Source organism: Eggerthella sp. (assembly GCF_048329335.1).
Classification (GTDB): Bacteria; Actinomycetota; Coriobacteriia; order Coriobacteriales; family Eggerthellaceae; genus Eggerthella; species Eggerthella lenta.
This window is the reverse complement of the sequence record NZ_DBFEGU010000084.1, coordinates 1-23220: the sequence shown is the minus strand read 5'-3', so window position 1 is coordinate 23220 and position 23220 is coordinate 1. Positions and strand designations below refer to the sequence as shown.

At 58.7% G+C, this 23220-nt stretch carries 20 protein-coding genes and 2 tRNA genes; 10 read left to right on the top strand and 12 right to left on the bottom strand.

Annotation, left to right across the window (positions count from 1 at the left end; genetic code table 11):
- Positions 1 to 158 precede the first annotated feature (158 nt).
- The 3 genes from ACMO6A_RS02725 to ACMO6A_RS02715 all read right to left on the bottom strand — a co-directional run bounded on the left by ACMO6A_RS02725 (position 159) and on the right by ACMO6A_RS02715 (position 1380).
- Complete coding sequence (locus ACMO6A_RS02725; RefSeq protein ID WP_009305595.1) at positions 159 to 728, bottom strand: J domain-containing protein; 570 nt, start codon at positions 726 to 728, stop codon at positions 159 to 161.
- 391 nt (positions 729 to 1119) lie between these two features.
- Positions 1120 to 1195 (bottom strand) — tRNA-Ala (locus ACMO6A_RS02720).
- A gap of 108 nt (positions 1196 to 1303) precedes the next feature.
- Positions 1304 to 1380, bottom strand: a tRNA-Ile gene (locus ACMO6A_RS02715).
- 196 nt (positions 1381 to 1576) lie between these two features.
- Here ACMO6A_RS02715 and ACMO6A_RS02710 point away from each other — a divergent pair.
- Together ACMO6A_RS02710 and ACMO6A_RS02705 are read left to right on the top strand one after the other, a co-directional pair.
- Complete coding sequence (locus ACMO6A_RS02710; protein ID WP_009608933.1) at positions 1577 to 2437, top strand: LysR family transcriptional regulator; 861 nt, start codon at positions 1577 to 1579, stop codon at positions 2435 to 2437.
- Between the two features lie 138 nt (positions 2438 to 2575).
- Positions 2576 to 3085 (top strand): bifunctional nuclease family protein, encoded by a 510-nt coding sequence (locus tag ACMO6A_RS02705; protein ID WP_009608949.1) that lies wholly within the window; start codon positions 2576 to 2578, stop codon positions 3083 to 3085.
- Between the two features lie 31 nt (positions 3086 to 3116).
- On the opposite strand, the gene ACMO6A_RS02700 is transcribed toward ACMO6A_RS02705, so the two are convergent.
- The 8 genes from ACMO6A_RS02700 to ACMO6A_RS02665 all read right to left on the bottom strand — a co-directional run bounded on the left by ACMO6A_RS02700 (position 3117) and on the right by ACMO6A_RS02665 (position 16292).
- Positions 3117 to 4784, bottom strand: coding sequence for an MATE family efflux transporter (locus ACMO6A_RS02700; RefSeq protein WP_009305592.1), 1668 nt, complete (start codon positions 4782 to 4784; stop codon positions 3117 to 3119).
- Positions 4785 to 5153: 369 nt separating this feature from the next.
- Positions 5154 to 7952 (bottom strand): DNA gyrase subunit A, encoded by a 2799-nt coding sequence (gyrA, locus tag ACMO6A_RS02695; RefSeq protein ID WP_009608957.1) that lies wholly within the window; start codon positions 7950 to 7952, stop codon positions 5154 to 5156.
- A 71-nt stretch (positions 7953 to 8023) separates the two neighbouring features.
- On the bottom strand, positions 8024 to 9976 hold the full coding sequence (gene gyrB / locus ACMO6A_RS02690; protein ID WP_157011223.1) for a DNA topoisomerase (ATP-hydrolyzing) subunit B: 1953 nt from the start codon (positions 9974 to 9976) through the stop codon (positions 8024 to 8026).
- 165 nt (positions 9977 to 10141) lie between these two features.
- Positions 10142 to 10717 (bottom strand): hypothetical protein, encoded by a 576-nt coding sequence (locus tag ACMO6A_RS02685; RefSeq protein WP_009305589.1) that lies wholly within the window; start codon positions 10715 to 10717, stop codon positions 10142 to 10144.
- Entirely contained in the window at positions 10714 to 11976 is a 1263-nt protein-coding gene (gene recF, locus ACMO6A_RS02680; RefSeq protein WP_418470740.1) for a DNA replication/repair protein RecF, read from the bottom strand. The genes ACMO6A_RS02685 and recF overlap by 4 nt, the downstream gene beginning before the upstream one ends.
- 18 nt (positions 11977 to 11994) lie before the next feature.
- Positions 11995 to 13095, bottom strand: a complete 1101-nt coding sequence (dnaN, locus tag ACMO6A_RS02675; RefSeq protein ID WP_009305587.1) for a DNA polymerase III subunit beta — start codon at positions 13093 to 13095, stop codon at positions 11995 to 11997.
- 362 nt (positions 13096 to 13457) lie between these two features.
- Positions 13458 to 15020: a chromosomal replication initiator protein DnaA gene (gene dnaA / locus ACMO6A_RS02670; protein WP_009305586.1), complete on the bottom strand. Its 1563-nt coding sequence runs from the start codon at positions 15018 to 15020 to the stop codon at positions 13458 to 13460.
- Positions 15021 to 15143: 123 nt separating this feature from the next.
- The gene (locus ACMO6A_RS02665) at positions 15144 to 16292 is read right to left on the bottom strand and encodes an ATP-binding protein (protein WP_009305585.1); all 1149 of its coding nucleotides are present in this window, start codon (positions 16290 to 16292) and stop codon (positions 15144 to 15146) included.
- 754 nt (positions 16293 to 17046) lie between these two features.
- Between ACMO6A_RS02665 and rpmH the strand changes: the two genes are divergently transcribed.
- The 6 genes from rpmH (at position 17047) to rsmG (ending at position 20229) form a co-directional block, all read left to right on the top strand.
- Entirely contained in the window at positions 17047 to 17181 is a 135-nt protein-coding gene (rpmH, locus tag ACMO6A_RS02660) for a 50S ribosomal protein L34 (RefSeq protein ID WP_013981168.1), read from the top strand.
- A 13-nt stretch (positions 17182 to 17194) separates the two neighbouring features.
- The gene (gene rnpA, locus ACMO6A_RS02655) at positions 17195 to 17521 is read left to right on the top strand and encodes a ribonuclease P protein component (RefSeq protein ID WP_009305583.1); all 327 of its coding nucleotides are present in this window, start codon (positions 17195 to 17197) and stop codon (positions 17519 to 17521) included.
- Positions 17522 to 17532: 11 nt separating this feature from the next.
- On the top strand, positions 17533 to 17766 hold the full coding sequence (gene yidD / locus ACMO6A_RS02650; RefSeq protein WP_009305581.1) for a membrane protein insertion efficiency factor YidD: 234 nt from the start codon (positions 17533 to 17535) through the stop codon (positions 17764 to 17766).
- Positions 17767 to 17812: 46 nt separating this feature from the next.
- Positions 17813 to 18598, top strand: coding sequence for a YidC/Oxa1 family membrane protein insertase (locus tag ACMO6A_RS02645; protein ID WP_009305580.1), 786 nt, complete (start codon positions 17813 to 17815; stop codon positions 18596 to 18598).
- A gap of 37 nt (positions 18599 to 18635) precedes the next feature.
- Positions 18636 to 19157, top strand: a complete 522-nt coding sequence (locus ACMO6A_RS02640; protein WP_009305578.1) for a protein jag — start codon at positions 18636 to 18638, stop codon at positions 19155 to 19157.
- Between the two features lie 430 nt (positions 19158 to 19587).
- Positions 19588 to 20229, top strand: coding sequence for a 16S rRNA (guanine(527)-N(7))-methyltransferase RsmG (gene rsmG, locus ACMO6A_RS02635; protein WP_009305576.1), 642 nt, complete (start codon positions 19588 to 19590; stop codon positions 20227 to 20229).
- Positions 20230 to 20406: 177 nt separating this feature from the next.
- On the opposite strand, the gene ACMO6A_RS02630 is transcribed toward rsmG, so the two are convergent.
- Positions 20407 to 20808 carry an endonuclease domain-containing protein gene (locus ACMO6A_RS02630; protein ID WP_009608929.1) on the bottom strand — a complete coding sequence of 134 codons (402 nt, stop codon included), beginning with the start codon at positions 20806 to 20808 and terminating at the stop codon, positions 20407 to 20409.
- A gap of 341 nt (positions 20809 to 21149) precedes the next feature.
- Here ACMO6A_RS02630 and ACMO6A_RS02625 point away from each other — a divergent pair, with 341 nt between their 5' ends.
- The gene (locus tag ACMO6A_RS02625; RefSeq protein WP_009305573.1) at positions 21150 to 22034 is read left to right on the top strand and encodes a ParA family protein; all 885 of its coding nucleotides are present in this window, start codon (positions 21150 to 21152) and stop codon (positions 22032 to 22034) included.
- Positions 22027 to 23076: a ParB/RepB/Spo0J family partition protein gene (locus ACMO6A_RS02620; RefSeq protein WP_021410621.1), complete on the top strand. Its 1050-nt coding sequence runs from the start codon at positions 22027 to 22029 to the stop codon at positions 23074 to 23076. The genes ACMO6A_RS02625 and ACMO6A_RS02620 overlap by 8 nt, the downstream gene beginning before the upstream one ends.
- Positions 23077 to 23220 lie beyond the last annotated feature (144 nt).

Genomic DNA, 23220 nt, shown 5'->3' with positions numbered 1-23220 from the left:
TTGCGATGGGGCCTGCGGCGGGTACCGCTCCCGCAGAGGACGATTGTCGCCCGAAACGTGCGTTTTCCGCTTGAATTCCGCACGTTTCGCGCGACAAGGCAGGCGCTGCCGGGCGATCGGGACGATAAGGAGAGACGACCGCCGGCGAAGTACGGCGGCTACACGTCGTCCAACTCCTCGGCGAGGCGGCGCTCTTCCTTGTTGAGCTCGGCGATATGTTCGTTGAGCGTGGCGATGGTTCTCTGGGACGACACGACCTGCACGATGCCCCACACAGCGGCGGCACTTGCAATGGCGGCAACGATACCGAACAGGCCGAACGGCCGGCGGCCGGCTATCAGCGCCACGATGCCGCCGATAGCGGTCATGGCAATGCCGTTACGACGCTCGTCAAGCGCCACATCGCGCTGCTTAACCAGCTGCGTGCGTGCGGCGGCTACGCCGGCCATGCGCGCCTCAACCTGGTTGGACGACGTGTAGCTGCGGGCGCGCTCGGCAGCGGCGCGCGGATCGCGAGCGGAGGTGCGCGAGCCTTTTCCGCTGGTCAGGTAGTCGTATGCTTCTTGGAGGTTCTTGAACTGCTCAGTCGCGCGATCTTGGAGCTTCTTGTTGCTGGCGAACCGGTCGGGATGCAGGATCTGCACCGTTTCCTTGTAGGCGGTTTTCACATCTTCGGGCGTGGCATCATCGTCCAGTCCTAAAATGCGCAGTGCTTCCGTTCGATTCATAGCTCCCCATGTGCCGGTTTCGCGGTTGGTATCCGAAGCAGGATTCTACCATGCCACCTGCACGATCGCGATGTTTCCGGCTTGCGCTCACAGAATGCACGTGGGAAAAGAGCGCAGCGCGAAACCGCGGGAGGCTGTGTTTCACGTGAAACACTTGTCACAATGACTCATGATAAACGAACAAATGTTTCACGTGAAACATCTTCGGTAAAGAGAAGTCCCTTCGACAGCGAGCTCATAAGTTCGCGAGTCGGAACCGGGCGACGGAGTTCTCCGACCGGGTACGCACAGTGTTATCTGAGAGTTGAACGCGCGCGGCAGGGCTCTCAACCGATCATGACCAGAAGCAACGAACCCCTGCCTCTCGGCGGGGGTTCGGATGAATAACGTATGGTGGAGCATAGGGGGATCGAACCCCTGACCTCAGGCTTGCAAAGCCCGCGCTCTCCCAGCTGAGCTAATGCCCCAAGTTGCACATTCTTTGGCTAGTCGCGAACTGCATAAAACCGCGTCTAGAAATTAATAAACGCTCCACCGGCTAACTCGGCTCACGGTGGAGCGTTTATTGCAAAAAATGGTGGGCCCGAATGGATTTGAACCAGCGACCTCACGCTTATCAGGCGTGCGCTCTAACCAACTGAGCTACGGGCCCAAAAAAAGTGCCTGATCACTATACGTCGAATCACTAAGTTCGGTCAAGCACTTTTTGAATATTTCTTACCAGTTTTTGAATATCCGGTAACGGCAGCGTTTTTTCCAACTCGAGAGCCGTGCACTCGGGTGCGCATTCCGATGCATGGTACGCTAAGACCAAGCACCGAGCTTGGCATCGGAAGAGGAACGCTTCATTGAACATCAAACAGATCAAGTACTTCGTCAGCGTCGCGAATCGCGGCAGCCTGTCCTCGGCCGCTCGCGAGCACGGCATTTCCGTGCAGGCAGTGTCGAAGTCGATGGCAGACCTCGAATTCGAATTCGGAGAGAACTTGTTCGATCGCAGCCATCAAGGCATCGAACTCACGCCCCTCGGCGAGGCGTTCCTGGAAAAGGCCGCCGAAGTCGATTCGTCGTTTCGAGAGTTGGAGCTGATAAGCGAGTCCTGTGACGAAAAACCCGTCAAACTCCGGCTGTTCCTCGTCGCACCGGCGTTCTGCAACAACGCGAAAGCCCGCGCTAATATGGCTGCGTTCTTCGACAAGCACCTGAACGCCCGAACCGAAACATCCATCGGAACAGGAGAAGCCGGCCTTGACGCCCTTCGCGCGGGGTCATGCGATGCGCTCATCACCATAGGGCCGCTCGACCGCCCCGGCTTCGATTGCTTCCCCATGGGAACAGTTCCCGCAGGAATCTGCATGGCTGCGAATCACCCTCTGGCCCGCCAAAACGCCGTATCCCTCGAACAGCTGGAGCCCTACCGCGTGATATCTTCGCGCACGTTCGACCATTTCAACGAATCCATCTTGGTCATGTACCGCGAAGACGGGCTGAAATCGCCGATTGTCGAACCGCTCGCGTTTGACGCGCCGCGCCAGTTCTACGTCAAGCACGCGGTGTGCTTCATGGTGAACATCGCCCCGCTTGGCGAGACGCTTCCCCGCAGCCGGATGGTTCCCCTCGCAAGCGAAGATGCGAAGGCAATCCCTCTTTGCCTCATCACGCTCAAGGAGCAAAATCGCCCGCGTACCGAAGCATGGAGCAGCTGCTGAAGGCTCGCGTGAAAACACGACCGTCCGTATCTTGAAACCGAAACGCCACGGCGATGCGACCGGCGACCCTGCCGAAGCGCTATAATCGGTAGGCCGGCCGCGCGCGACGCGACGCAAGAAACCCGAGGAGGAGTGCCGATGATTCCCGTTACCGTTCAAACGCTGATCGTCTCGGCGGCGCCGTCGCCGTCCATCATCGTGCTGCAACCGGTAGAGGAGATCGTCCAAGAAGGAAAGTCGCGCATCATCCCCATCTGGGTGGGCGTGAACGAAGCGACGCAAATGGGCATCGCGCTGGAAAAAGCGCGGTTCTCGCGGCCGATGACGCACGACCTGTTCCTCGACGCGCTGACGAACCTCGACGCGCAGATCGACCACGTGGTCATCAACGACGTGCAGGGTGCGACGTTCTTCGCGCGGCTCACGCTGCGCCAGCACGACCGCCTCATCGACCTCGACGCGCGCCCGAGCGACGCGTTGGCGCTGGCCGTGCGGCAGAAAGCTCCCATCTATATCGAGGAGGATGTGCTGGAGCGTGCTTCGTTCCCCTATGTGCTGAGGCGGACGGAACCGGAAGCGAGCGAAGCCGAACTGTCCGAGTTCAAAAAGTTTCTCGAAGGTCTCGCCCCGGAAGATTTCGAGGGCTGACCGATTCAGCCGGCGGAAAGCTTTCCGCCGCCTACCACAGTGCCGTCAAGGCATCGATGACGGCCTGAACGATCCCATGCGTCAAGCCCCCGTCGTCGGCCAGCGCCAGCCCCATAATCGCCGACAGGCTGACGGCGCCCGGTTCTTTCGGACGGCCCGTTGCGCTGGGCTTCTTCAACACGAACATCGACGGCTTCGCGTACGACACGGCCGGAGTCTCCACGGCATCCGGAGGCGTTTCGAGCCGAGGCTCGGGCCGCCGCTCCTGAGCGCGCCGCCGCCATCCTCCGCGTGCGAACGTTACCAGCAGGAACCCGGCGCGCAGCCACTCGTCCACGCACATGGCCACCCACATGCCCACGATGCCCCAGCCTAAGCCGATTCCCAGCGCATAGCCGCCTGCCACCGCGAATATCCACGACGAGATGACGTTCACCGTCACCGGGGTCTTCACGTCGCCCACCGCGATGAGCGCCTTTACCATCACGATGTTGAGCGCACGCCCGATACCCAGGAATATCTCCACAAGCAGCACCTGGCGACCCAGCTCGTGCACCATCGGATCGGCGGTGAACAGGCCGAACACCGCGTCGGCGTTGATCCAGATGAGCGTGGACACGCAGGTGGTCAGCGCCACGGCGATGAGATCGGCCACCCACACGCGCCGCGCGACCGCATCGAACTTGCCCGCGCCGAACAGATACCCCAGCACGATCTGCGTCGCCTGCGACAACGCGATGGAATACAGGTAGGCGATGCCCGCGATCATCGAGCAGTACACCTTCACGGTGACCACCGTGGTGCCCAGCACGTTGATGAACGACAGGATGACGATCTGTGCGAGGTCGTAGTTCATCTGCTCGCCCGACGAGGGGATGCCCACGCCCAGCATGCGCCGAAGCGTCTTCCAGGGGAACGGGCGCAGGTACGCCAGGCGCATGCGCACATCGGTATGGCGCAGCACGAGGCGGCATGCCACCGCGAGGCCTGCGACGCGCGCCACCACGTTCGCTACCGCCGCGCCTTCCACCCCGAACGCCGGGACGAACGCGACGCCGCCGATGAGCACGGCGCTGGCTGCGATGTTCACCGCGTTCATCGCCAGGCTGGCGCGCATCACGTCGGCGCCGCGCGCGTAGCTGCGCAGCAAAGCCGTGAACGCGAAGAACGCGCCTTGCACCACCGTGGTGGAGCCGACGATCAGCAGGAACGACGACGCCATTCCCGTGATGGACCCGTCGATGTGCAGCCAGGAGAAGAACTGCGGCCAAAAGAGGAACAGCACCGCGGTCATGGCCGCCGCGAGCGCTACGTTCACCACGAGGGCCACAGTGGCGATCTCCGACACCTTGCTGGTCGCCGACGATTTCCCCAGCACGCGGGTCACGAGCACGGTGGAAGCCGTGCCCATGGCCGACAGCGCGATGGTCACGATGTTGAGGATCTGCAGCGCGTTTCCCACCGCGGCGGCCGGCTCGGTTCCCAGCGGCGCCAGCATAAATTGGTTGATGTTCCCGATCATAATTTGCATGAACAGTTCCACGAACAGCGGGACGGAAAGCACGAACACGTCGCCGGCTGTGGTTTTCTCCGCCGGAGAACGCAGGGCGCGTTCGCGGCGCGTCGTTTGCGCGCGCTTCGCGGCTCCGCGCGCTTTCGACGACAGGCGCGCCGCTTGCGCGGCAGCTGCTCGATACATGGGTTTCCGTCCTCCTTTCGCATGAACGGCCGCGTTGGCGGCCGTCGATAACAGTCATGAGGCGTGCAGTATACGGCACGTCAACAACCCGCCAGGGGGCTGCGGGTTCCTTCATGTTTTTCGCATTCATGAGGCAGAGGGAAAGAAAATGTTTCACGTGAAACATCGCGAACGAAGAGAGCCGCAAGCGATAACGCGAAAGAGGCTGAATGTTTCACATGAAACATTCGGGCGCGTGACAGGTGCAGTGCGGGAGCGAATGTTTCACGTGAAACATTCGCTGGGTAGCAGCGCGGCGCGCCAAAAAGAGAACGCCCCGCTTCGCAGGATGCGAGGCGGGGCGTTCAAGGTTACGCTGGAGGCTGTTTTCTACTCTTCGTCGCCTTCCGCGTTCTCTGCTTCTTCGACGCTCTCGATCTCGGCGGTGCCTTCGGCGCCGTCTTCAAGCTCGTCGATGGCGTTCTCGTCCAGCTCCTCGCCTTCCACCTGCGCGCCGGAGGCTTTCTTCTTCTTGCCTCGGCTGGAGATGGCCACCGCGGTCACGCGGTCCTTGTCGGCCGTCTTCATCACGCACACGCCCTGCGTGGAGCGGCCGAGCTCGGAGATGCCCGACACCGGGGTGCGCACGCACACGCCTTCCTCGGACATGATCATGATCTCGTCGTCTTCGGCGACGATCTTCATGACGGCCAGCAGGCCCTTCTTCTCGGTCATCGTGATGGTGAACACGCCCTGGCCGCCGCGATGGTGCTCGGGGTACTCGGCGATGGGGGTGCGCTTGCCGTAGCCCTTCTCGGTGATGACGAACAGGTCGGTGTCGGGCTGCGCGATCTCCATGCCCAGCACCTTGGCGATGGGCGGCACGTTCATGCCGCGCACGCCCATGGTGTCGCGGCCCATGGCGCGCACTTCGCCCTCGTCCCACATGATGGCCTTGCCGGCGCTGGACACCATGAGCACCTTCTCGCCCGGAGCCACGCGCTTCACCGAGATGAGGCGGTCGTTGTCCTTCAGGCTGATGGCGATCAGGCCGTCGCGGCGCGTGCGGTCGTACAGGTCCATCGACGTCTTCTTCACCATGCCGTGCTCGGTGGCGAACATGAGATACTCGTCGGACGGGAAGTCCTTCGTCGCGATGACGGCCGAGATGGTCTCGCCCTTCTCAAGCGGCAGCAGGTTCACGATGGCCGTGCCGCGCGCATGGCGCGACGCCTCGGGAAGCTCGTACACCTTCAGGCGGTACACCTTGCCCTTCGTGGAGAAGAACAGCATGTAGGAGTGCGTGGATGCCACGAACAGGTGCTCCACGTAGTCGTTGTCCTTGAGGTTCACGCCCGACATGCCCTTGCCGCCGCGCTTCTGCTGGCGGTAGGTGGCCACGGGCAGGCGCTTCACGTAGCCGGCCTTCGTCATCGTGACGACCATGCTCTCCTCGGCGATGAGATCCTCGACGTCGAGGTCCTTCGCCGCCTCGGACAAGAGCGTGCGGCGCGGGCTGCCGAACTTCTTCTTCACCTCGAGCAGCTCTTCCTTGATGATCTCGTGCACCAGCTGGTCGTCGGAGAGCACGCGCTTGTAGTACGCGATCCTCTCCAGCAGCTCTTTCAGCTCGTCCTCGATCTTCTGATGCTCCAAGCCGGTGAGGCGGCGCAGGCGCATCTCGAGGATGGCGGCGGTCTGCTTGTCCGTCAAGGCGAAGCGCTCGGTCATGCGCTCGGCAGCTTCCTTGTCGGTCTGCGACGAGCGGATGATGTGGATGATCTCGTCGATGTTGTCCAGCGCGATGATCAAGCCTTCGAGGATATGCGCGCGCTCCTCGGCCTTCGCCAGCTCGTAGCGCGTACGGCGGACGATGACCTCTTCCTGGTGCGCGATGTAGTAGTGCAGCATCTCCTTCAGCGAAAGCACGCGCGGCGCGCCGTCCACCAGCGACAGCATGATCACGCCGAAGCCCACCTGCAGCTGCGTGTGCTTGTACAGCTTGTTCAGCACCACCTGCGGGATGGCGTCCTTCTTGAGGTCGATGATGATGTCGATGCCGTGGCGGTCGGCGCCGTCGTGGATGTTGCTGATCTCGGGCAGCTTCTTCTCGCGCACCAGCTCGCCCAGCTTTTCCAGCAGGCGCTGGCGGTTCACCTGGTAGGGGATCTCGGTGACCACGATGGAGCTGCGGCCGTTCTTGCCCTCTTCCACCTTGCACTTCGCGCGCACGGTCAGCGAGCCGCGGCCCGTCTCGTACGCGTCGCGGATGCCCTTCTTGCCCATGATTATGCCGCCAGTGGGGAAGTCCGGGCCGGGCAGCGCCTTCATCAGCTCTTCGGTGGTGACGTCGGGGTTGTCCAGCATGAGGCACGTGGCGTCGATGGTCTCGCCCAGGTTGTGCGGCGGGATGTTCGTGGCCATGCCCACGGCGATGCCCTGCGAGCCGTTCACCAGCAGGTTGGGGAAGCGCGCGGGAAGAACCGTGGGCTCTTCGAGGCTCTCGTCGTAGTTGGGCTGGAAGTCGACCGTTTCCTTGTCCAGGTCGCGCAGCAGCTCCATGGCCACCTTGTCCAGACGGGACTCGGTGTAACGCATGGCCGCCGCGCCGTCGCCGTCGATGGAGCCGAAGTTGCCGTGGCCGTCCACCAGCGGCACGCGCATCGAGAACGGCTGGGCCAAGCGCACCATCGTGTCGTACACGGCGGAGTCGCCGTGCGGGTGGTACTTGCCGATGACGTCGCCGACCGTACGGGCCGATTTCATGTGCGGGCGGTTCGGCGTGTAGCCGGACTCGTTCATGGCGTACAGGATGCGGCGGTGAACCGGCTTCAAGCCGTCGCGCACGTCCGGCAGGGCGCGCGAGACGATGACGCTCATGGCGTATTCCAGGAACGACGTCTGCATCTCCTTGCCGAGGTAGGCGGAGCGCACGATGGTGCCCTCGCCGCCGTTGGCGCCTTCGACGATGGAGCCGTGCGGGTTCGCGATCGACGACATGTCGATCAGCGAGCGCGCCTTGTTCTCCTCGGACACGAACGCGCCGGGGCGCGACTCGTCCTCACCGCCCTCGACGTCGTTCAGCACGTCGTCTTCGTCGCCGGCCTCGGCCGCTTCGATGTCGCCCGCGTCGTAATCCTCTTCGGCGCGATTCAAGAACTCGTCGAAAGAATCGTTGTTGTCTGCCATAAATCTCCTACCTTACAGGTTGGCGTAGTAAGTCAGCGAGGTATTCCGGCGGTCGTCAGACCACCAGAACGCTAGATGTCCAGGAATCGGACGTCGCGCGCGTGCTTCTGGATGAACTCCTTGCGCGGCTCCACCTGGTCTCCCATGAGGTCGCTCACCACGCGCTCGGCCTCGGCGGCGTCGTCGATGCTCACCTGCAGAAGCGTGCGGGTAGCCGGCTCCATCGTGGTCTCCCACAGCTGATCCGGGTCCATCTCGCCCAGGCCCTTGTAGCGCTGCACGTCGAACTTGTTCGGATCGTCGTACTCGGCCAGCACCGAGCCCAGCGAGCTCTCGTCGTAGATGTAGCGCTCGATCTTCGGCGAGCGCGAGTTCTTCTTCTTGAGGCCGAAGATGGGCGGCTGTGCGATGTAGATGTAGCCGCGATTGATGAGCTCCGGCATGTAGCGGTAGAAGAACGTCAACAGCAGGATGCGGATATGCGCGCCGTCGACGTCGGCATCGGTCATGATGATGATACGGTGGTAGCGCGACTGGTCGGCGTCGAAGTCGTCGCCGATGTTCGTGCCGATAGCCGTGATCAGCGAGCTGATGGTGTCGCTGGAAAGCGAGCGGTGCAAGCCCGCGCGCTCAACGTTGAGGATCTTGCCGCGCAAGGGCAGGATAGCCTGCGTCTTGCGGTCGCGGGCCTGCTTGGCCGAGCCGCCTGCGGAATCGCCCTCTACGATGAACAGTTCGGAGTTCTCCGGGGTCTTGGACGAGCAGTCGGCCAGCTTGCCCGGCAGCGCGAACGAGTCCAGCACGCCCTTGCGGCGCGTCATCTCGCGCGCCTTGCGGGCGGCTTCGCGAGCCTTGAGCGCCTGGGTGGCCTTGCCGATGATGCGCTTGGCCGGGGTCGGATTCTCCTCGAGGTACTCGGCCAGGCCCTGGGTCACGGCGTTCTGCACCAGCGGACGGATCTCGGTGTTGCCCAGCTTCGTCTTCGTCTGGCCCTCGAACTGCGGGTCGTGCAGCTTCACGGACACGATGGCCGCGCAGCCCTCGCGCGTGTCGTCGCCGGAGAGGTTGGAATCCTTCTCTTTGAGGATGCCCTTCGAGCGGGCGTACTCGTTGATGGTGCGCGTGACGGCCTGCTTGAAGCCGTCGAGGTGCGTGCCGCCTTCGTGCGTGTTGATGTTGTTCGCGAACGCCATGACGGAGTTCGTGGAGTACGAGGTGGACCACTGCATGGCCACTTCAACGGTGCCGTCGTCGTTCTCGGCCTCGAAGTAGATGGGCTTGTTCAGCGTTTCCTTGCCCTCGTTCAGGAACTTCACGAAGTCGACGATGCCGCCGGCGTACTGGAACACCTCGGTGCGCGGCTTGCCGTCGGCATCGGTGACGCGCTCGTCGTACAGCACGATCTTGAGGCCCTTGTTGAGGAACGCCATCTCGCGGAAGCGGTTCGCCAGAGTGTCGAAATCGTACACGGTGGTCTCGGTGAAGATCTCCGGGTCGGGCCAGAACGACACGGTCGTGCCGTTGCCGCGCTTCGTGGGGCCAACTTCGCGCAGCTTCTCGGACGTCTTGCCGTGGTCGAAGCCGATGAAGTACTCCTTGCCCTCCTTGCGCACCTGCACTTCCACGCGGGAAGACAGCGCGTTCACGACGGAGACGCCCACGCCGTGCAGGCCGCCGGACACCTTGTAGCCCTCGCCGCCGAACTTGCCGCCTGCGTGCAGGATGGTGAGCACCACCTCGACGGTGGGGATCTTCTCTTTCGGGTGCTTGTCGATCGGGATACCGCGCCCGTTGTCGTCGACCGAGATCGAGTTGTCCTGATGGATCCACACCTTGATCTCGTCGCAGTATCCGGCGAGCGCTTCGTCGACGGCGTTGTCGACGACCTCGTACACCAGGTGGTGCAGGCCGCGAGGACCCGTCGAGCCGATGTACATGCCCGGACGCTTGCGGACCGCCTCCAGGCCCTCGAGGACCTGAATGTCAGAACCGTCGTAATGGTCAGGTTTGTTTGCCACTGACATGCTCCTTTTATAGTGCGATGTGTGAGTGCAGCGCTGATTCGCGCTAACCTGAAAATTCTACCATAACCATGCCTTGATACCAATAAAATCCATCAAGTATGAAGGGTTTTAGAAGCCGTACGAGCCGCGATCTCGTATTCGATCATTATTTTTCGCATCGAACCGCTAAATGCGATTTTTATCGGCACGTATCGCCCTCTCGAGCGCCCTGCGGACCGTGGGACTTTCCACCGCCCCCACGCTGGCTTCGAGAGCAGCTTCCTCTTCGGGCGACAAAGGCGTGCGCGGGGTTTCCTCGCGACTCGCGCGCGCAGCGCGCTCGACGGCACCGTCCTCTTCCGCGCGGCGGAAGGGATGGTGAGCCTTCATTTCGAAGCGCGAAGGCAGGATCTTGAACGTCTCCACGTGCTCGCCTTGTTCTTTCAACTTCATCTTGAGGAACTCTTGGCGCGCATCGAGATCCGAGCGGATGAGGCTGTCGTCGGCGTACACCACCAGCTGCGCGCCCGTGCCCGTATGCGACGCCTTCGTCGTCGCGCCCTTCACCACCTCGTCGGCGGCCATGATGTACACGGCGTTCACGTGGTCGAGCACCATCTGCGCGGCATCCTTGTACACGGCCTCCACCGCGTTGCGCCACGCCACGTTCACGGCGGCGGCGCGCTGCGCCTTGCGCGACGCGTCGTCGCCGGCGGCCAGCGCGGCCATCAGCTCGTTGATGCTCTCGCCCAGCTTCCTCATGAGTCCCCCTCGATTCGCGCCGAAGGTTGTTCGGCCGGATCGGACGGCTGCCCGTCGCGCTCTTCGGCCTCCCCGCGCGCCGGTTGCGCGTCGATCGGCGAATGTTTCACGTGAAACATTCGATCCTCGTCAGGCATTTCGCCGGTTTTGCGCGGTTTCTCCAGCTCTACGATGCGAGCGCCGCCCAGCAGGTCGTCGTCGAAGTAGGCGAGGTTCGTCGTGGTGATGAACGTCTGGATGTCGCCCGAGATGAACGCCACCAGCGCGCGGCGGCGCGCGGCGTCCAGCTCGCTCATCACGTCGTCCAGCAGCAGCACCGGCTTTTGGCGCAAAATGTCCTGGATCAGCGTGGCCTCGGCCAGCTTGAACGCCAGCACCACCGAACGCTGCTGCCCCTGGCTGCCGAACAGGGCGGCGTTCTTGCCGTCGATGAAGAACTCGATGCGGTCGGCATGCGGGCCCACGAGCGCCCGCTTTCGCACGCGCTCCTCGCCGCCGCGGCGCGCAAGCGCATCCGCCAGCGCCTCGCGCGCCTCGTCGCGCCCGAACGTGCGCGTGGCGAACGAAAGGGGATCGTGCTCTTCCCACGAAGGGACGAAGCCCGCGTCCAGCCGCTCATGCCCGTCGGTGATCTCAGCGTAGTACGACGCCATCGAAGCCGCCAGCTTCTCGAACAGCGCGGCGCGGTAGCACGAAAGCTGCGCGCCGCACGTGACCAGCGTCTCGTTCATCGCCCCCACCAGCGCAGCCGGCGCCTCGTCCTTCAGCAGGCGGTTCTTGTGGCGCAGCACCTTCTCGTAATCGCGCCGGATGAGGTAGTGGTTGGCCGACAGCTGCGAGCCCAGCGCGGCCAGCGCGGCGCGGCGCACCGACATGGCCCCTTTCGCCAGCTCCAGGTCGTCGGGCGTGAACGTCACGGACGGTACGAGGCCCTTCAGGTCGGCTGTGCGCTTGGGCTTCCCGTTCAGCAGGTGCTTCTTCTTGCCCTCGGCCATCTGTACCGCCAGCTCAAGCTGACGGCTGCCGTCGGTGACGTCGGCCGTCAAGCGCGCGAAGGGAGCCCCGGCGCGCACCAATTGGTCGACGGGCGCATGTCGAAACGACGATTGCGCCGTCAGCAGGCCTATTCCCTCGACGACGTTCGTCTTCCCCGCGGCGTTCGGTCCCACGAGCACCGTGAGCGGACCGATGCCGTCGAGATCGAACGCCTCGTAGCTGCGGAAGTTCAGAAACGAGATATGGGCGATGGCCAGATCCACGATATGCCGCGCGCGTCCTTACGCGATGCGCACGGGCATGACGAGGTACAGGAAGTTCTCGCCCTCGTCCGCCTTGAAGATGCCGGGCTTCATGGATGACTGCACTTCGAGGAACACGTTGTCAGTGTTCACGGAGGACAGCCCGTCCAGCACGTAGGCGTAGTTGAACGCAATCTCCACGTCCTCGCCTTCGCCCTCGCACGACAGCGTCTCCTGGGCCGAACCCACGTCCTGCGCCACGGCGGACAGCTGCACGGTCTGCGACGCCATATTGATGTCGAAGCGCACCGGCGAGCTGGTCTGTCCCAGCAGCGACGTGCGCTTCACGCCGGCCACGAGGTGCCCCACGTCCATGCTCACGCGCGTGGCGTAGGAATCGGGCAGCAGCTGGCGGTAGTTCGGGAAGTTGCCTTCCAGGCGGCGGTTGATGAATACGGTGTCGTGGTACGTGACGACGATCTGGTTCTCAGCCAGCGCCAGCTTGAGGTCGTCCTCCGAGCGCGGCAGCGAAGATATCTCCTGCAAGAACGATCCCGCGATGACCGCCTGGAACTCCTCGGCGCTGGATTCGGGAAGCTCGGCTTCGGTGATGGCGAGGCGATACGAGTCGGTGGCCACCATCTTGAGCGTGGTGTCCTCCAGCGTGATCAGCACGCCCGTGAGGATGGCGCGGCTCTCGTCCTTCGACACCACGCGCGCCACGCGCTTCACCATGGAAGCGAACTGCGTGAAGGGAATGGACACTTCCTGCTGCACGTCCACGTGAGGGAATCCGGGGAAGTCCTCCGCGTCGAGCGTCTTGATGGAGAACGACGCCGTGTCGCACGTGATGACCGCCGAGTCGTCCTCGGCTGCCACGTGCACGGCTGCGTCGGGCAGGTTCTTCACGATCTCGGAGAACAGCTTGCCGGGAACCACGGCCTTGCCCGTCTCCTCGATGAGCGCCGAAACCGAGTACTGGATGGACAGCTCGAGGTCGGTCGCTTGAAGCGTAAGGGTGTCGTCGTGCGCGTCGAGGTAGATGCCCGACAGAATGGGAAGCGTCGATCGGGTTGCGATGCCCTTGAGCACCACGGACAACGCGTTCTGCAATTCCGATTGGTTGATGCTGAATTTCAAGACGTTCCCTTTCTCTAGAAGCAGCGAGCGCTGCCGTCATTATAGAGGTTCGAATGTTTCACGTGAAACATTGCGCATGATCGGCATGACGTATGAATGCGGGTTTTCGGGTTTTGCTCTTTGCTCTTGATCTTCTCTAATATATCTAAGGTTTTAATAGTTGTAATAATAAGGGCGGTGGAAATGTGGAAAACCTACGTTATCGCATGTCAACCCTTGGAATTCTTCCTGAATCGATCGTGCAGACCGAGCACCCTCCCTCAACATCAATTATCGCTTTTATTATCTTTCCATAGGGTTGCACCGCTTTTCGGCAACTTGTCAGTCATGTTTCAGTCATCTTTCCGCCGAACGCGCGTACGCTACATCTCGTTGATGAGCCCGCGCAGCGCTTCCAGCTCCTCGCGCAGCTCGCGGTTCTCCTTCATCTTCTCCTCGACGTTGGTCACCGAGTACATTACGGTGGAGTGGTCGCGGTTGAACTTCTTGCCGATGTCGTTGAACGGCAGGTCGAGCATCTGGCGGCACAGGTATATGGCTATCTGGCGCGCGTAGATGATGTTGCGCGTGCGCTTCTTGCCCACGAGGTCGGCGTGGCTCACCTTGTAGAAGTTCTCCACTTCCTTTTGAATGTCGGCGATGGTGAGGCGCTTCGAAGGGCCGCCGGTGAAGTGGTTCTCCAGCAGCGTGCGCACGTCGTCCAGCTTGAGGTCGGGCTGGTTGAAGAACGTCATCTGGTAGATCACCTTCGTGACGGCGCTCTTCAGCTCGCGGATGTTCGAGCTGGAGCTTTCCGCGATGTACATCTGGATGTCGTCGGGGATGTTGAAGTCGTGCGACCCTTCCGACTCGCGGTACTCGTCCACGAAGCTTTTCACGATGCCCAGCTTCGTCTCGATCTCGGGGGGCTGGATGTCGAACGTGCCGCCCGAGTTGAAGCGGCTGCGGTAGCGCTCGTCGATGTCGATGTTCTTCGGCGCGCGGTCGGCCGACAGCACCACTTGGCGGCCCTGGCTGGTCAGCTTGTTGAATATCTGGAACACGATGTCGAGCGTCTGCTTCTTGCCCTGCAGGTACTGGACGTCGTCGATGAGCAGCACGTCGGCTTCCTCGTAGCGCGTCTTGAAGTTCTTGTAGCTGGATTTCTGCTTGTCGTGCGCCGCGCTGGCCTCCATGTAGTCGCTCAACAGCTCGGCCGAGTCCACGTAGATGGTGGAAAGCTGCGGCATCGTCTCGTTGATGTAGTTCTGGATGGCGCGCATGAGGTGCGTTTTCCCCAGACCCGACTTGCCGTAGATGAACAGCGGGTTGAGGTGCGCCTTGCCCGGCATCTCGGCCACGGCCACGGCCATGGAGTACGCCATGCGGTTCGAATCGCCGATGACGAAGTTCTCGAACGTAAGCGTGGACGCGGGGCTGTCGGGGCCGTCGAGCGCTATTTCTCGTTTCGCGCCGACGCCGGCGACCTCTTCCCCTACCGCCCCTCTATGCGCTTCGGGACGGCCTGCGTCGATTTGCGGCGAACTTGCGGCATTCGCGGCAGGAGCCGGCGCGGGCTGCGGAGAGCTGACGGGCGCAGGCGTTTCTGCCGCCGTCGCCATGGTTGCCGCCGGGGCTGCCTGCGCGGCGGGAGGAGCAGGCGCCGGAGCGGGAGGTTCGGCGGCTGTGATGTCCACTTCGATGATCACGGTGAACGGCATGTGGTACAGGTCGTTCAGCGCGCGTTTGATGAACTCGACATAATGACGCTCGATCCATGTCTTTATAAAGTCGTTGTCCGCGGTGATCATGAGGAACCCGTCGCTCATAGCCTGCGGATGCAGGCGTGAGAAGAACGCGTTGATCTGCGACGGATCGATATTGTTGTAGCTTTTCACCTGGCCGCATACTTCGGACCAGACCTGCTCGAGTTTTTCGCTGTTCATAGCTTGCTTCCTTGATGGGGGCATCGCGAATGTTTCACGTGAAACATCTCTCTCGTGCGTCAAGCGGGCGCCACCCGCCGCCGCTTCGATTGTATTAACAGATCGAAGCCGGGTAAAGGCCGATTATAGGGAATTTGCCACGTGGTATCCCAGATCGGTCAGAATGCGCTTCTGTCCGACCGTTTTCTCGATAAGCCCGGCTTCCTCTAATTTCGACAGCGCCACGTACGTGCTTGATTGCGGCACGCCGGTCAAACGCGACAGGTCCGTTACTCCCAGGGCTCCTTCGCTCAGGAAGATGGGCAGGAAGTCGCGCTCGCGTTGCGACAACGGGGGGATAAGCGGCGCCATCGCATGCTGGGCTTGCATGTCCATGCCCTGAGCGCGATGAGCCGGGGCACCGTGCTGGGGATAGTAGGGCGCGCCTGCCGCGTAGGGATTCTGCGCATAGCGCGGGGGCGCGTACTGCGGTTCGGGCTCGTAACCGTAAGGCGGTCGTGCGGGCGCGGCTTCCTGCGGATACGGTGGGTTTGCGTATCCGTATTGCGCCGGGTAGGCGGGTTGCTGCATCGGCTGCTGGGGAGGAATCTGCTGCTGCAGCTGCTGCGGCGCCTCGTGCATCGGGTAAGCGGGTTCCATGGCCGATGGTTGCGCGGATGCAGGGTGAAGCGCGCTCGATTGGTCGACGGGCGGCATATCGGTCGCCTCGCCCGCACGTAGGCTGATGGTCACTACGGCGCCTGTTCCCAGGTTGTCCTCAATGGTGATGGTGCCGTGCGAGAAATCGAGGTACTCTTTCACGATGGGCAAGCCCGACCCCACGCCGCGAATATAGTGTTTCATCGGCTCCACGGCGGATGTGAACCCGGGGATCTGCGCTTGATCCTTATAAGGTATGCCCGGGCCCTGGTCGGCGAAACGGATGGTATTGCCCTCGTCCAGGATGGACACGGTAGCCTCGGCGAAACGCGCGTGGATGAAGTTTTCCGATACTTCGCGGATGACGGTGTACGGAATGGTCCCTCCGGCGTTTTTAGCCTGTTCATAAATTTTCGATGCAAGGCTTTCAATGAATTCAGCCGTCGGCGCCGGGTGTATCTCCGTCACGCGCGGGGCGCTGCGAAGATCGTCGTACAGCGCGATGCGCGCTACGGCGTGTACATGCGTGTAGTCGAAAGGCTCCACGTTTTCATCAGCGGTTTCATCCTGATGATCTGCTTTTTCAATCTGGTTGTCCAATGGTGTTCCGTTTTCAGATTCGATATTCAGCATTTTTCAGCAACATTCAAAGGCATTGTAGCGTTTTTTCGATTCTGAATCTATCCACCTGGGGAATTCATAGCATTCAAAACTATGTATTCATCTATTTCTAAATCCTGCATTGCTTTCCACATGGGCTTTTCAACGTTTTCCACTTTCTATTCAGAAAATGTGGAAAACGTTGAAGAACATATTCTGGAAAACGTACGAACGTTGGTGAAAAACGTGCAAAAATGTTGATAGCCTCCAAGCGGATTGGCGCTTCCTGGGCCGAAACGCGTCCTCCGGCAGGACGTGACCGTTTGAATTCGTTTACGTGAAGATTGGGTAACATATTGCCCGGTCGCATGGGTGAATCACCCGGCAAGCAATATATAACACCAGGTCAAAGCTTTGTTAATAACTACGATCACCTTTTATGCCTGATGAGAGGCTTGTAAAAGAATGAGAAAATATCCCTTGACAAACCGATGACGTTAGAGATTTCCACAACGGCTCTCGAATGAATCGAGAGTTTTCAACATTTTCCACAATCGAGCTGCGCGAAAAAGAGGAAAACGGTTGAAAAAATAGCCACCCGGGCATGGTCAAGGGCATTCAGAACAAACTTTCGAGGTTTTCCACGGCGAAGAGACCTTCCCTGGGGTTCGTTCTATTCGAAGCGACCTGGAAAAAATCATGAACCCTTCTTGTGAGTTTTCCTTGACTCCCCGGTAACGTGAGCTATACTTTCGAGGTTGCTCTAAAACCATGAAAGGGAATCAATATGAAGCGCACGTATCAACCTAACACTCGTAAGCGGGCTAAGTGCCACGGTTTCCGTGCTCGTATGTCGACGAAGGGCGGCCGCAAGGTGCTGGCTGCTCGTCGCGCCAAGGGGCGCAAGCGTCTCTGCGTGTAAAGAGAGCTTTAGGTTGGAGACCATTAAATCCCGCGGGGATATCTCCGATCTGTTCTCATGCGGTAAGCGTCTGCATACGCCGTACCTTACGTTCATAGTGTTACCCACGAAGCAGCACGGCCAGCAAGGTCGTGTTGCTTTTATTGCGGGTAAAAAGTCAGGGAATGCGGTATGGCGCAACAGCGCTAAACGACGCATGCGAGCCATATGTCACGAACTGGGTGGTCCGTGGGCGGGCTACGATGTGATATTTCTCGCGAAGTCGGGTATCATGAGGAGTTCTTATAGTAAAGTGCATACAGCATGTGCCGAGACGTTGAAGCGGGCTGAATTACGTTAGGGACGAGAGGAATGAAGGCATTTCTGAAACAGGTGCCGTGCAAAGTGGCGGTGTTTCTCATCACCTTCTACCGGGCTGCCATTTCCCCTCTGTTCCCTTCTTGCTGCCGCTTCACGCCGACGTGCTCCGAATACGGGCTCATAGCCTTCCAGCGCTACGGGTTCTGCCGGGGTTTCAAGCTCACGGTGAAGCGTGTGCTACGTTGTCGTCCGGGGGGTTCGCACGGCTACGATCCTGTTCCTTGAGGTCGTCGCGCGGGCTTCTTTGGTATAGAGGAAGGAACAACTGAACATGTGGGACGTATTTAAGGACTGGATATTCGACATTATCCATTTCTTCTATGACTTCTGCGGCGACTGGGGCCTGGCCATCATCATCGTGACGGTCATCTTCCGTATTCTGATCTCGCCTTTGATGCACAAGCAGACGAAATCGTCGTTTCAGATGCAGAAGGTGCAGCCGCTCATGCAGGAGCTGCAGCGCAAGTACGCTGACGATCAGCCTCGCTTGCAGGAAGAGATGCAGAAGCTCTACGCCGAGGTGAAGTTCAACCCGCTGGCGGGCTGTCTGCCCATGCTGCTGCAGATGCCTATCTTCATGGCGTTGTTTCAAGTGCTCAGCGAGATGGGTTCGCGCACATCGGGCACCACCTACGAGTTCTACAACCTGGTTCCCAGCTTGGTTATGAGGCCTTCTGAGGCTCTGGCCGTTGGTTTTGGAACGTTTGTTCCCTATTTGATCCTTATGGTGATCTTCGCGGGCGCCACGTTTTTGCCCATGGTTCTCATGCAGATGGGAAACAAGGACAACCCGCAGCGCAAGCAGACCATGATCATGGCCGCTGTGATGAGCGTGTTCATGCTCTGGATCAGCTGGAGCTCGCCCGCCGGCGTGCTTCTGTTCTGGGGCGCGTCCTCCCTCATGGGCATCGCGCAGCAGCAGATCTCCATGCGCATCATGAAGAAGCGCGATGCCGAGGCCGCTGAAACCATCGAGGTGAAGCCTATCGAGGTGGACGTGACCCGCAAGCAGAAGAAGCCCCGTCCGACCAAGAAGGATACGACGAAGCGCAAGTAACCGCGATTGTTTCACGTGAAACATTGAGGAGTCTGTCATGGCTGAAGAATTGGTTGATGAGAAGCCTCTTGATGAGGAACCCGCTGAACTGACCGACGAGGATCTAGATCGCATTGCCGATACGGCGATTGGAGCGCTCCAAGATATTCTCAAGTACTTCGAGGTGGGCGAAGTGACCATCGACGAGTACGAAGGCGACGAAGGTGAGCTGATCCTCGACATCACGGGCGACGATCTGGCGGTGCTGATTGGCCGTCACGGCAAGACGCTCGACGCTCTGCAGTTCCTCGTGTCGGCGATTACCGTGCGCACCATCGGGTTCCGCTACCCGGTCATCGTGGACGTCGAAGGTTACAAGAGCCGTCAGCGCGAGAAGCTGGAATCGATTGCCCGTTCTTCCGCGAACCGTGCAGCTAGCCAGAACCGCAGCATCAAGCTTCGTCCGATGACGCCGTACGAGCGTCGTATCGTGCACATCTGCCTTCGCGACGACGACCGTGTGGAGACGGCATCTGAAGGCGAAGGCAGCGCCCGTCATGTGGTGATTCTTCCTCGCTAAACTTGTAAGTCTCAGTTTAGCCGCAAGCCCGCATCGAAAGGTGCGGGTTTTTTGTTTCTAATGTTTCACGTGAAACATTAGAAGTTCCTTTCAATCGAGACTTTCGATGATGGCTCCCCCGTCTCCCTTCGTGTTTCGAAAGCGAATCGCCTTAAACCTGATTCTCCTTTGTCCTTACGCTAAATGTTTCACGTGAAACATTAGAAAAGGGTCAAGAGCTCGGTTTATTGTCGTGAGTGTTTCACGTGAAACAATAGACAATGGTCTAACCTCAGTCTGTTTCGCGTCATGAATGTTTCACGTGAAACACTCTTACCTGAGGTGCGTTTCGCTCAAATGCTTCACGTGAAACATTTGAAACGTCGTGATTTGAATGTTTCACGTGAAACATTCCTCTATACTGAGGGCATTCGATTATAGAGGAGTGAACATGCGCGAGGATCTTTTGAAACGCCATCTGGAGTTGGTTATCGAAGCCAATAAGACCACCAACATCACGCGTATTTCGACATGGGATGAAGGGATGCTTCTCCACGTGCAGGATTCTTTAGTTGGTCTGCCTGAATTGAGAGAAGCACCGGAAGGTCGAATGGTCGATATTGGATCAGGGGCAGGTTATCCGGGTATTCCCCTAGCTATAGAGAGCGGTCGTTCTACGCTTCTAGCTGATTCCGTCGGTAAGAAAACCACGATCCTCGCTTCGATGGTGCAAACGTTAGGTCTTGATAACGTTGATGTGTATACCGGCCGAATCGAAGACCTTGCTCGTGAAGAACCTGCCTCGTTCGCTGCGGTGACCGCTCGGGCGCTTGCTCAGCTGTCGATACTCATGGAATTCGCCAGCCCGTTGCTGCAGGAAGGTGGGCGGTTGATTTGCTATAAAGCCAATGTATCCGATGAAGAGATGGAGCATGCCCTATCGTTGCAAAACCGCTTGGCGATGAAGCTTGTATCCGATCGTATCGTTGAGCTTGGCAAGAATCACCGCCGCATCATTTGCTTCGAAAAAACGGGTACCCCGCATGTAAAGCTTCCGCGCAAAACAGGCTTCGCGCAAAAACGCCCGCTCTAATGCAGAATGTTTCACGTGAAACATTCTGCATTAGAATCTAGCGCTAACCTTACGCGGATTCCATTCAGTTCTAACACGCAGCCTACGCGCATTTAGCTCGGATCCAGAGTAAACGCCAAACGCCGCGTTCTCGCATTGACAACGCAGATAGTGAATTGAATTCGGATCCAGCGGAGTCTAATGTTTGTCCTTCATTTTTTGGAATAGGCTTCCGTGAACGTCGTTACGACGCTTGAGGACTTCAGCGTGGATCGCTTCGCACACGCCTTCGAGGTTTTCCATTACTTCGTTATTAGTGAATCTGAGCTCTTTGATCTCGAGTATTTCGAGAAAGGTTGTTCTAACGCGGTCGTATTCCTTCTGGCTTTCGGTATAATGGCTATCACCGTCCAGTTCAATGCTGAGACGCGCCTTTCTGCAATAGAAATCAACAATGTATGATCCGATCACTTTTTGAGCTACGAACGGTGTAGGATATTCTCGTAAGAACGAGAACCAAAGCCTTCGCTCTGGATAGGTCATTTGATTACGCATGTTTTCTGCCCGCTGGGCGAGCAATTGGCGCCGCGTGGTATTCATCAGCAACCTCCTTTTTCCTATCTAGTATTGTACAGATGTGGTCTTACGTGCATATGGCAGGTTTCTAGCGTGCGGTCTATGCGGATCTCACGCCGTTTACCTCATTTTCCAACGCGGTTTCTATATTTGTTTCACGTGAAACACTTTTGGTTCTAGCAGGCTCCCGATGTTTCACGTGAAACATTTTGGGCGAGTGTTTCACGTGAAACACTAAACAAGGTATACTGTGTTCGCGGTCAAGAAAGGGGGTCCCTGTGGGACTATTCGATGGTCTCAAACGAGACAAAAAAGCAGCAGAGACTGTCAAGCAACATAAAAAAGAAGAGATCGTAGAGGACGAGTTGATCATCGACCATATTGAAGTGGTTGAACGAGAGACTGTGAAGCCTTTGGCAGAGCAAGAAGTTCCTCCTACTCCTATCAAGACGATCAAAGATAAAGCGCCTGTCAAACATGTGGTCGGTCAGACAAAGGTGATGGCCATCATCAATCAGAAGGGCGGCGTTGGAAAATCCACGACTGCGATCAACCTTTCCGCCGCATTGGGAGAGTTGGGCAAGCAAGTTTTGTTGGTCGATCTTGATCCGCAGGGCAACTCCTCGAGTGGTTTAGGTATCGAGAAGAGCCAAGTGCACAATTGCGTGTACGACGTTTTATTGAACGACGTTGCAATAGAGGATGTCATCATCCCGGATGTGGGCGAAGGGCTCGATCTCGTACCAGCCACGATAAATCTTGCAGGGGCAGAAGTAGAGCTTGTATCCGAGATGGCCCGTGAGAATCGCTTAAAAGACGCCGTAGGAAGCCTTCGAGGCAAGTACGACTATGTATTTATCGATTGCCCTCCTTCTCTCGGCTTATTGACGGTCAACGCGCTTGTTGCTGCGGACAAGCTGTTGATACCAATTCAATGCGAGTTTTACGCACTGGAAGGTGTGACAAAACTCCTTGATTCAATGAAACGTGTCAAAACTCGTCTGAATCCTACCCTTGATATCTTCGGTGTTCTTCTTACTATGTACGATGGTCGTACTACTCTTTCTCGACAAGTCGTTGAAGAGGTGCGCAGCTATTTCGGTAAAACGGTTTTTACGACGCTTATTCCCCGTACGGTTAAATTGTCTGAAGCACCGAGCTTCGGCCAGCCTATCACCCAATACGATCCATCGGGCAAGGGAGCGCAATCGTATGTAAACCTCGCAAAGGAAGTGGTACAACGTGGCTAAAGCGAACAAAAGCGGATTAGGTCGTGGCTTGAACTCGCTTCTTGGTGGAGCGTTTGAGGAAGCAGCCCCTCTCGAATCTACGCCTAAACGGGTGTTGGTGGAGCAACAACGCGAAGAGACTGTCGTGCCGATCCCTATGCATACCGAACCCGTGGTTGAACGTCAGAATGTTTCACGTGAAACAATCACGCCAATGAAAGAGGAATCGATCGTCGATGGTGAAAGCCAGGTAACCATCAAAAGCGTTGTTCAGCGCCGAACCGACGAGGTTCCGATAGAGTCCGTCAGCCCGAACCCCGATCAGCCGCGCACGAACTTCAAAAGAGAGGCGCTTGAGGAGCTTGCAGCATCAATCGAGAAGGATGGTCTGCTGCAGCCGATTCTCGTTCGTCCCGTTGGAACCAATGAATATCAGATCATCGCGGGCGAACGTCGTTGGCAGGCATGTAAAATCGTAGGATTGAAAACCGTGCCGGTACGCATTAAGGATGCGGACGACGATCAAGCGCTCGAGCTTGCTCTTGTGGAGAATATTCAGCGTTCCGACCTTAACCCTATAGAAGAGGCATACGGTTATCGCCGCATGATGGAGCGTCGTAACCTCACGCAGTCCGAAGTAGCACAGGCTATGTCAAAAGGCCGTTCTACTGTGGCTAATGCGTTGCGTTTGCTCGAGCTTCCCGAAGAGGCGCAGCAATTATTGTTCGAGGAGAAGATATCGGCGGGTCATGCACGCGCAATCCTGTCCATTCCCACGAAAGAAGGGCGTCAGAAGCTGACGGACAAGCTTGTTGCGGAAAAACTTACGGTTCGAGAAGCAGAGGCTATAGCGCGTCTGTTCTCGGGTAAGCGCAATGACGCCCCGACGAAGAAGGAGCCGTTGCCTAAGACGTTTAAAACGGTGGCGAAAGCTTTGAAAGATGTGTTGCACACACCCGTAAAGGTGAAGTCTTCTAACGGAAAGAACAAGATTGAGATTGAATTCCAAGATGAGGAAGATCTCGAGAGGTTGTTCGAGGAGCTCATAGCTGCAGCGTCCTAAAGGTCGAAAGGTTCCCAAAAGAAAGCCCGGAATGTTTCACGTGAAACATTCCGGGCTTTCTTATTTTTGTATACGTATTCTCTTGTATATCCGTTGCAACGGTAGGCAACTGAAGTGTTTCACGTGAAACACTTCAGTTGCAAG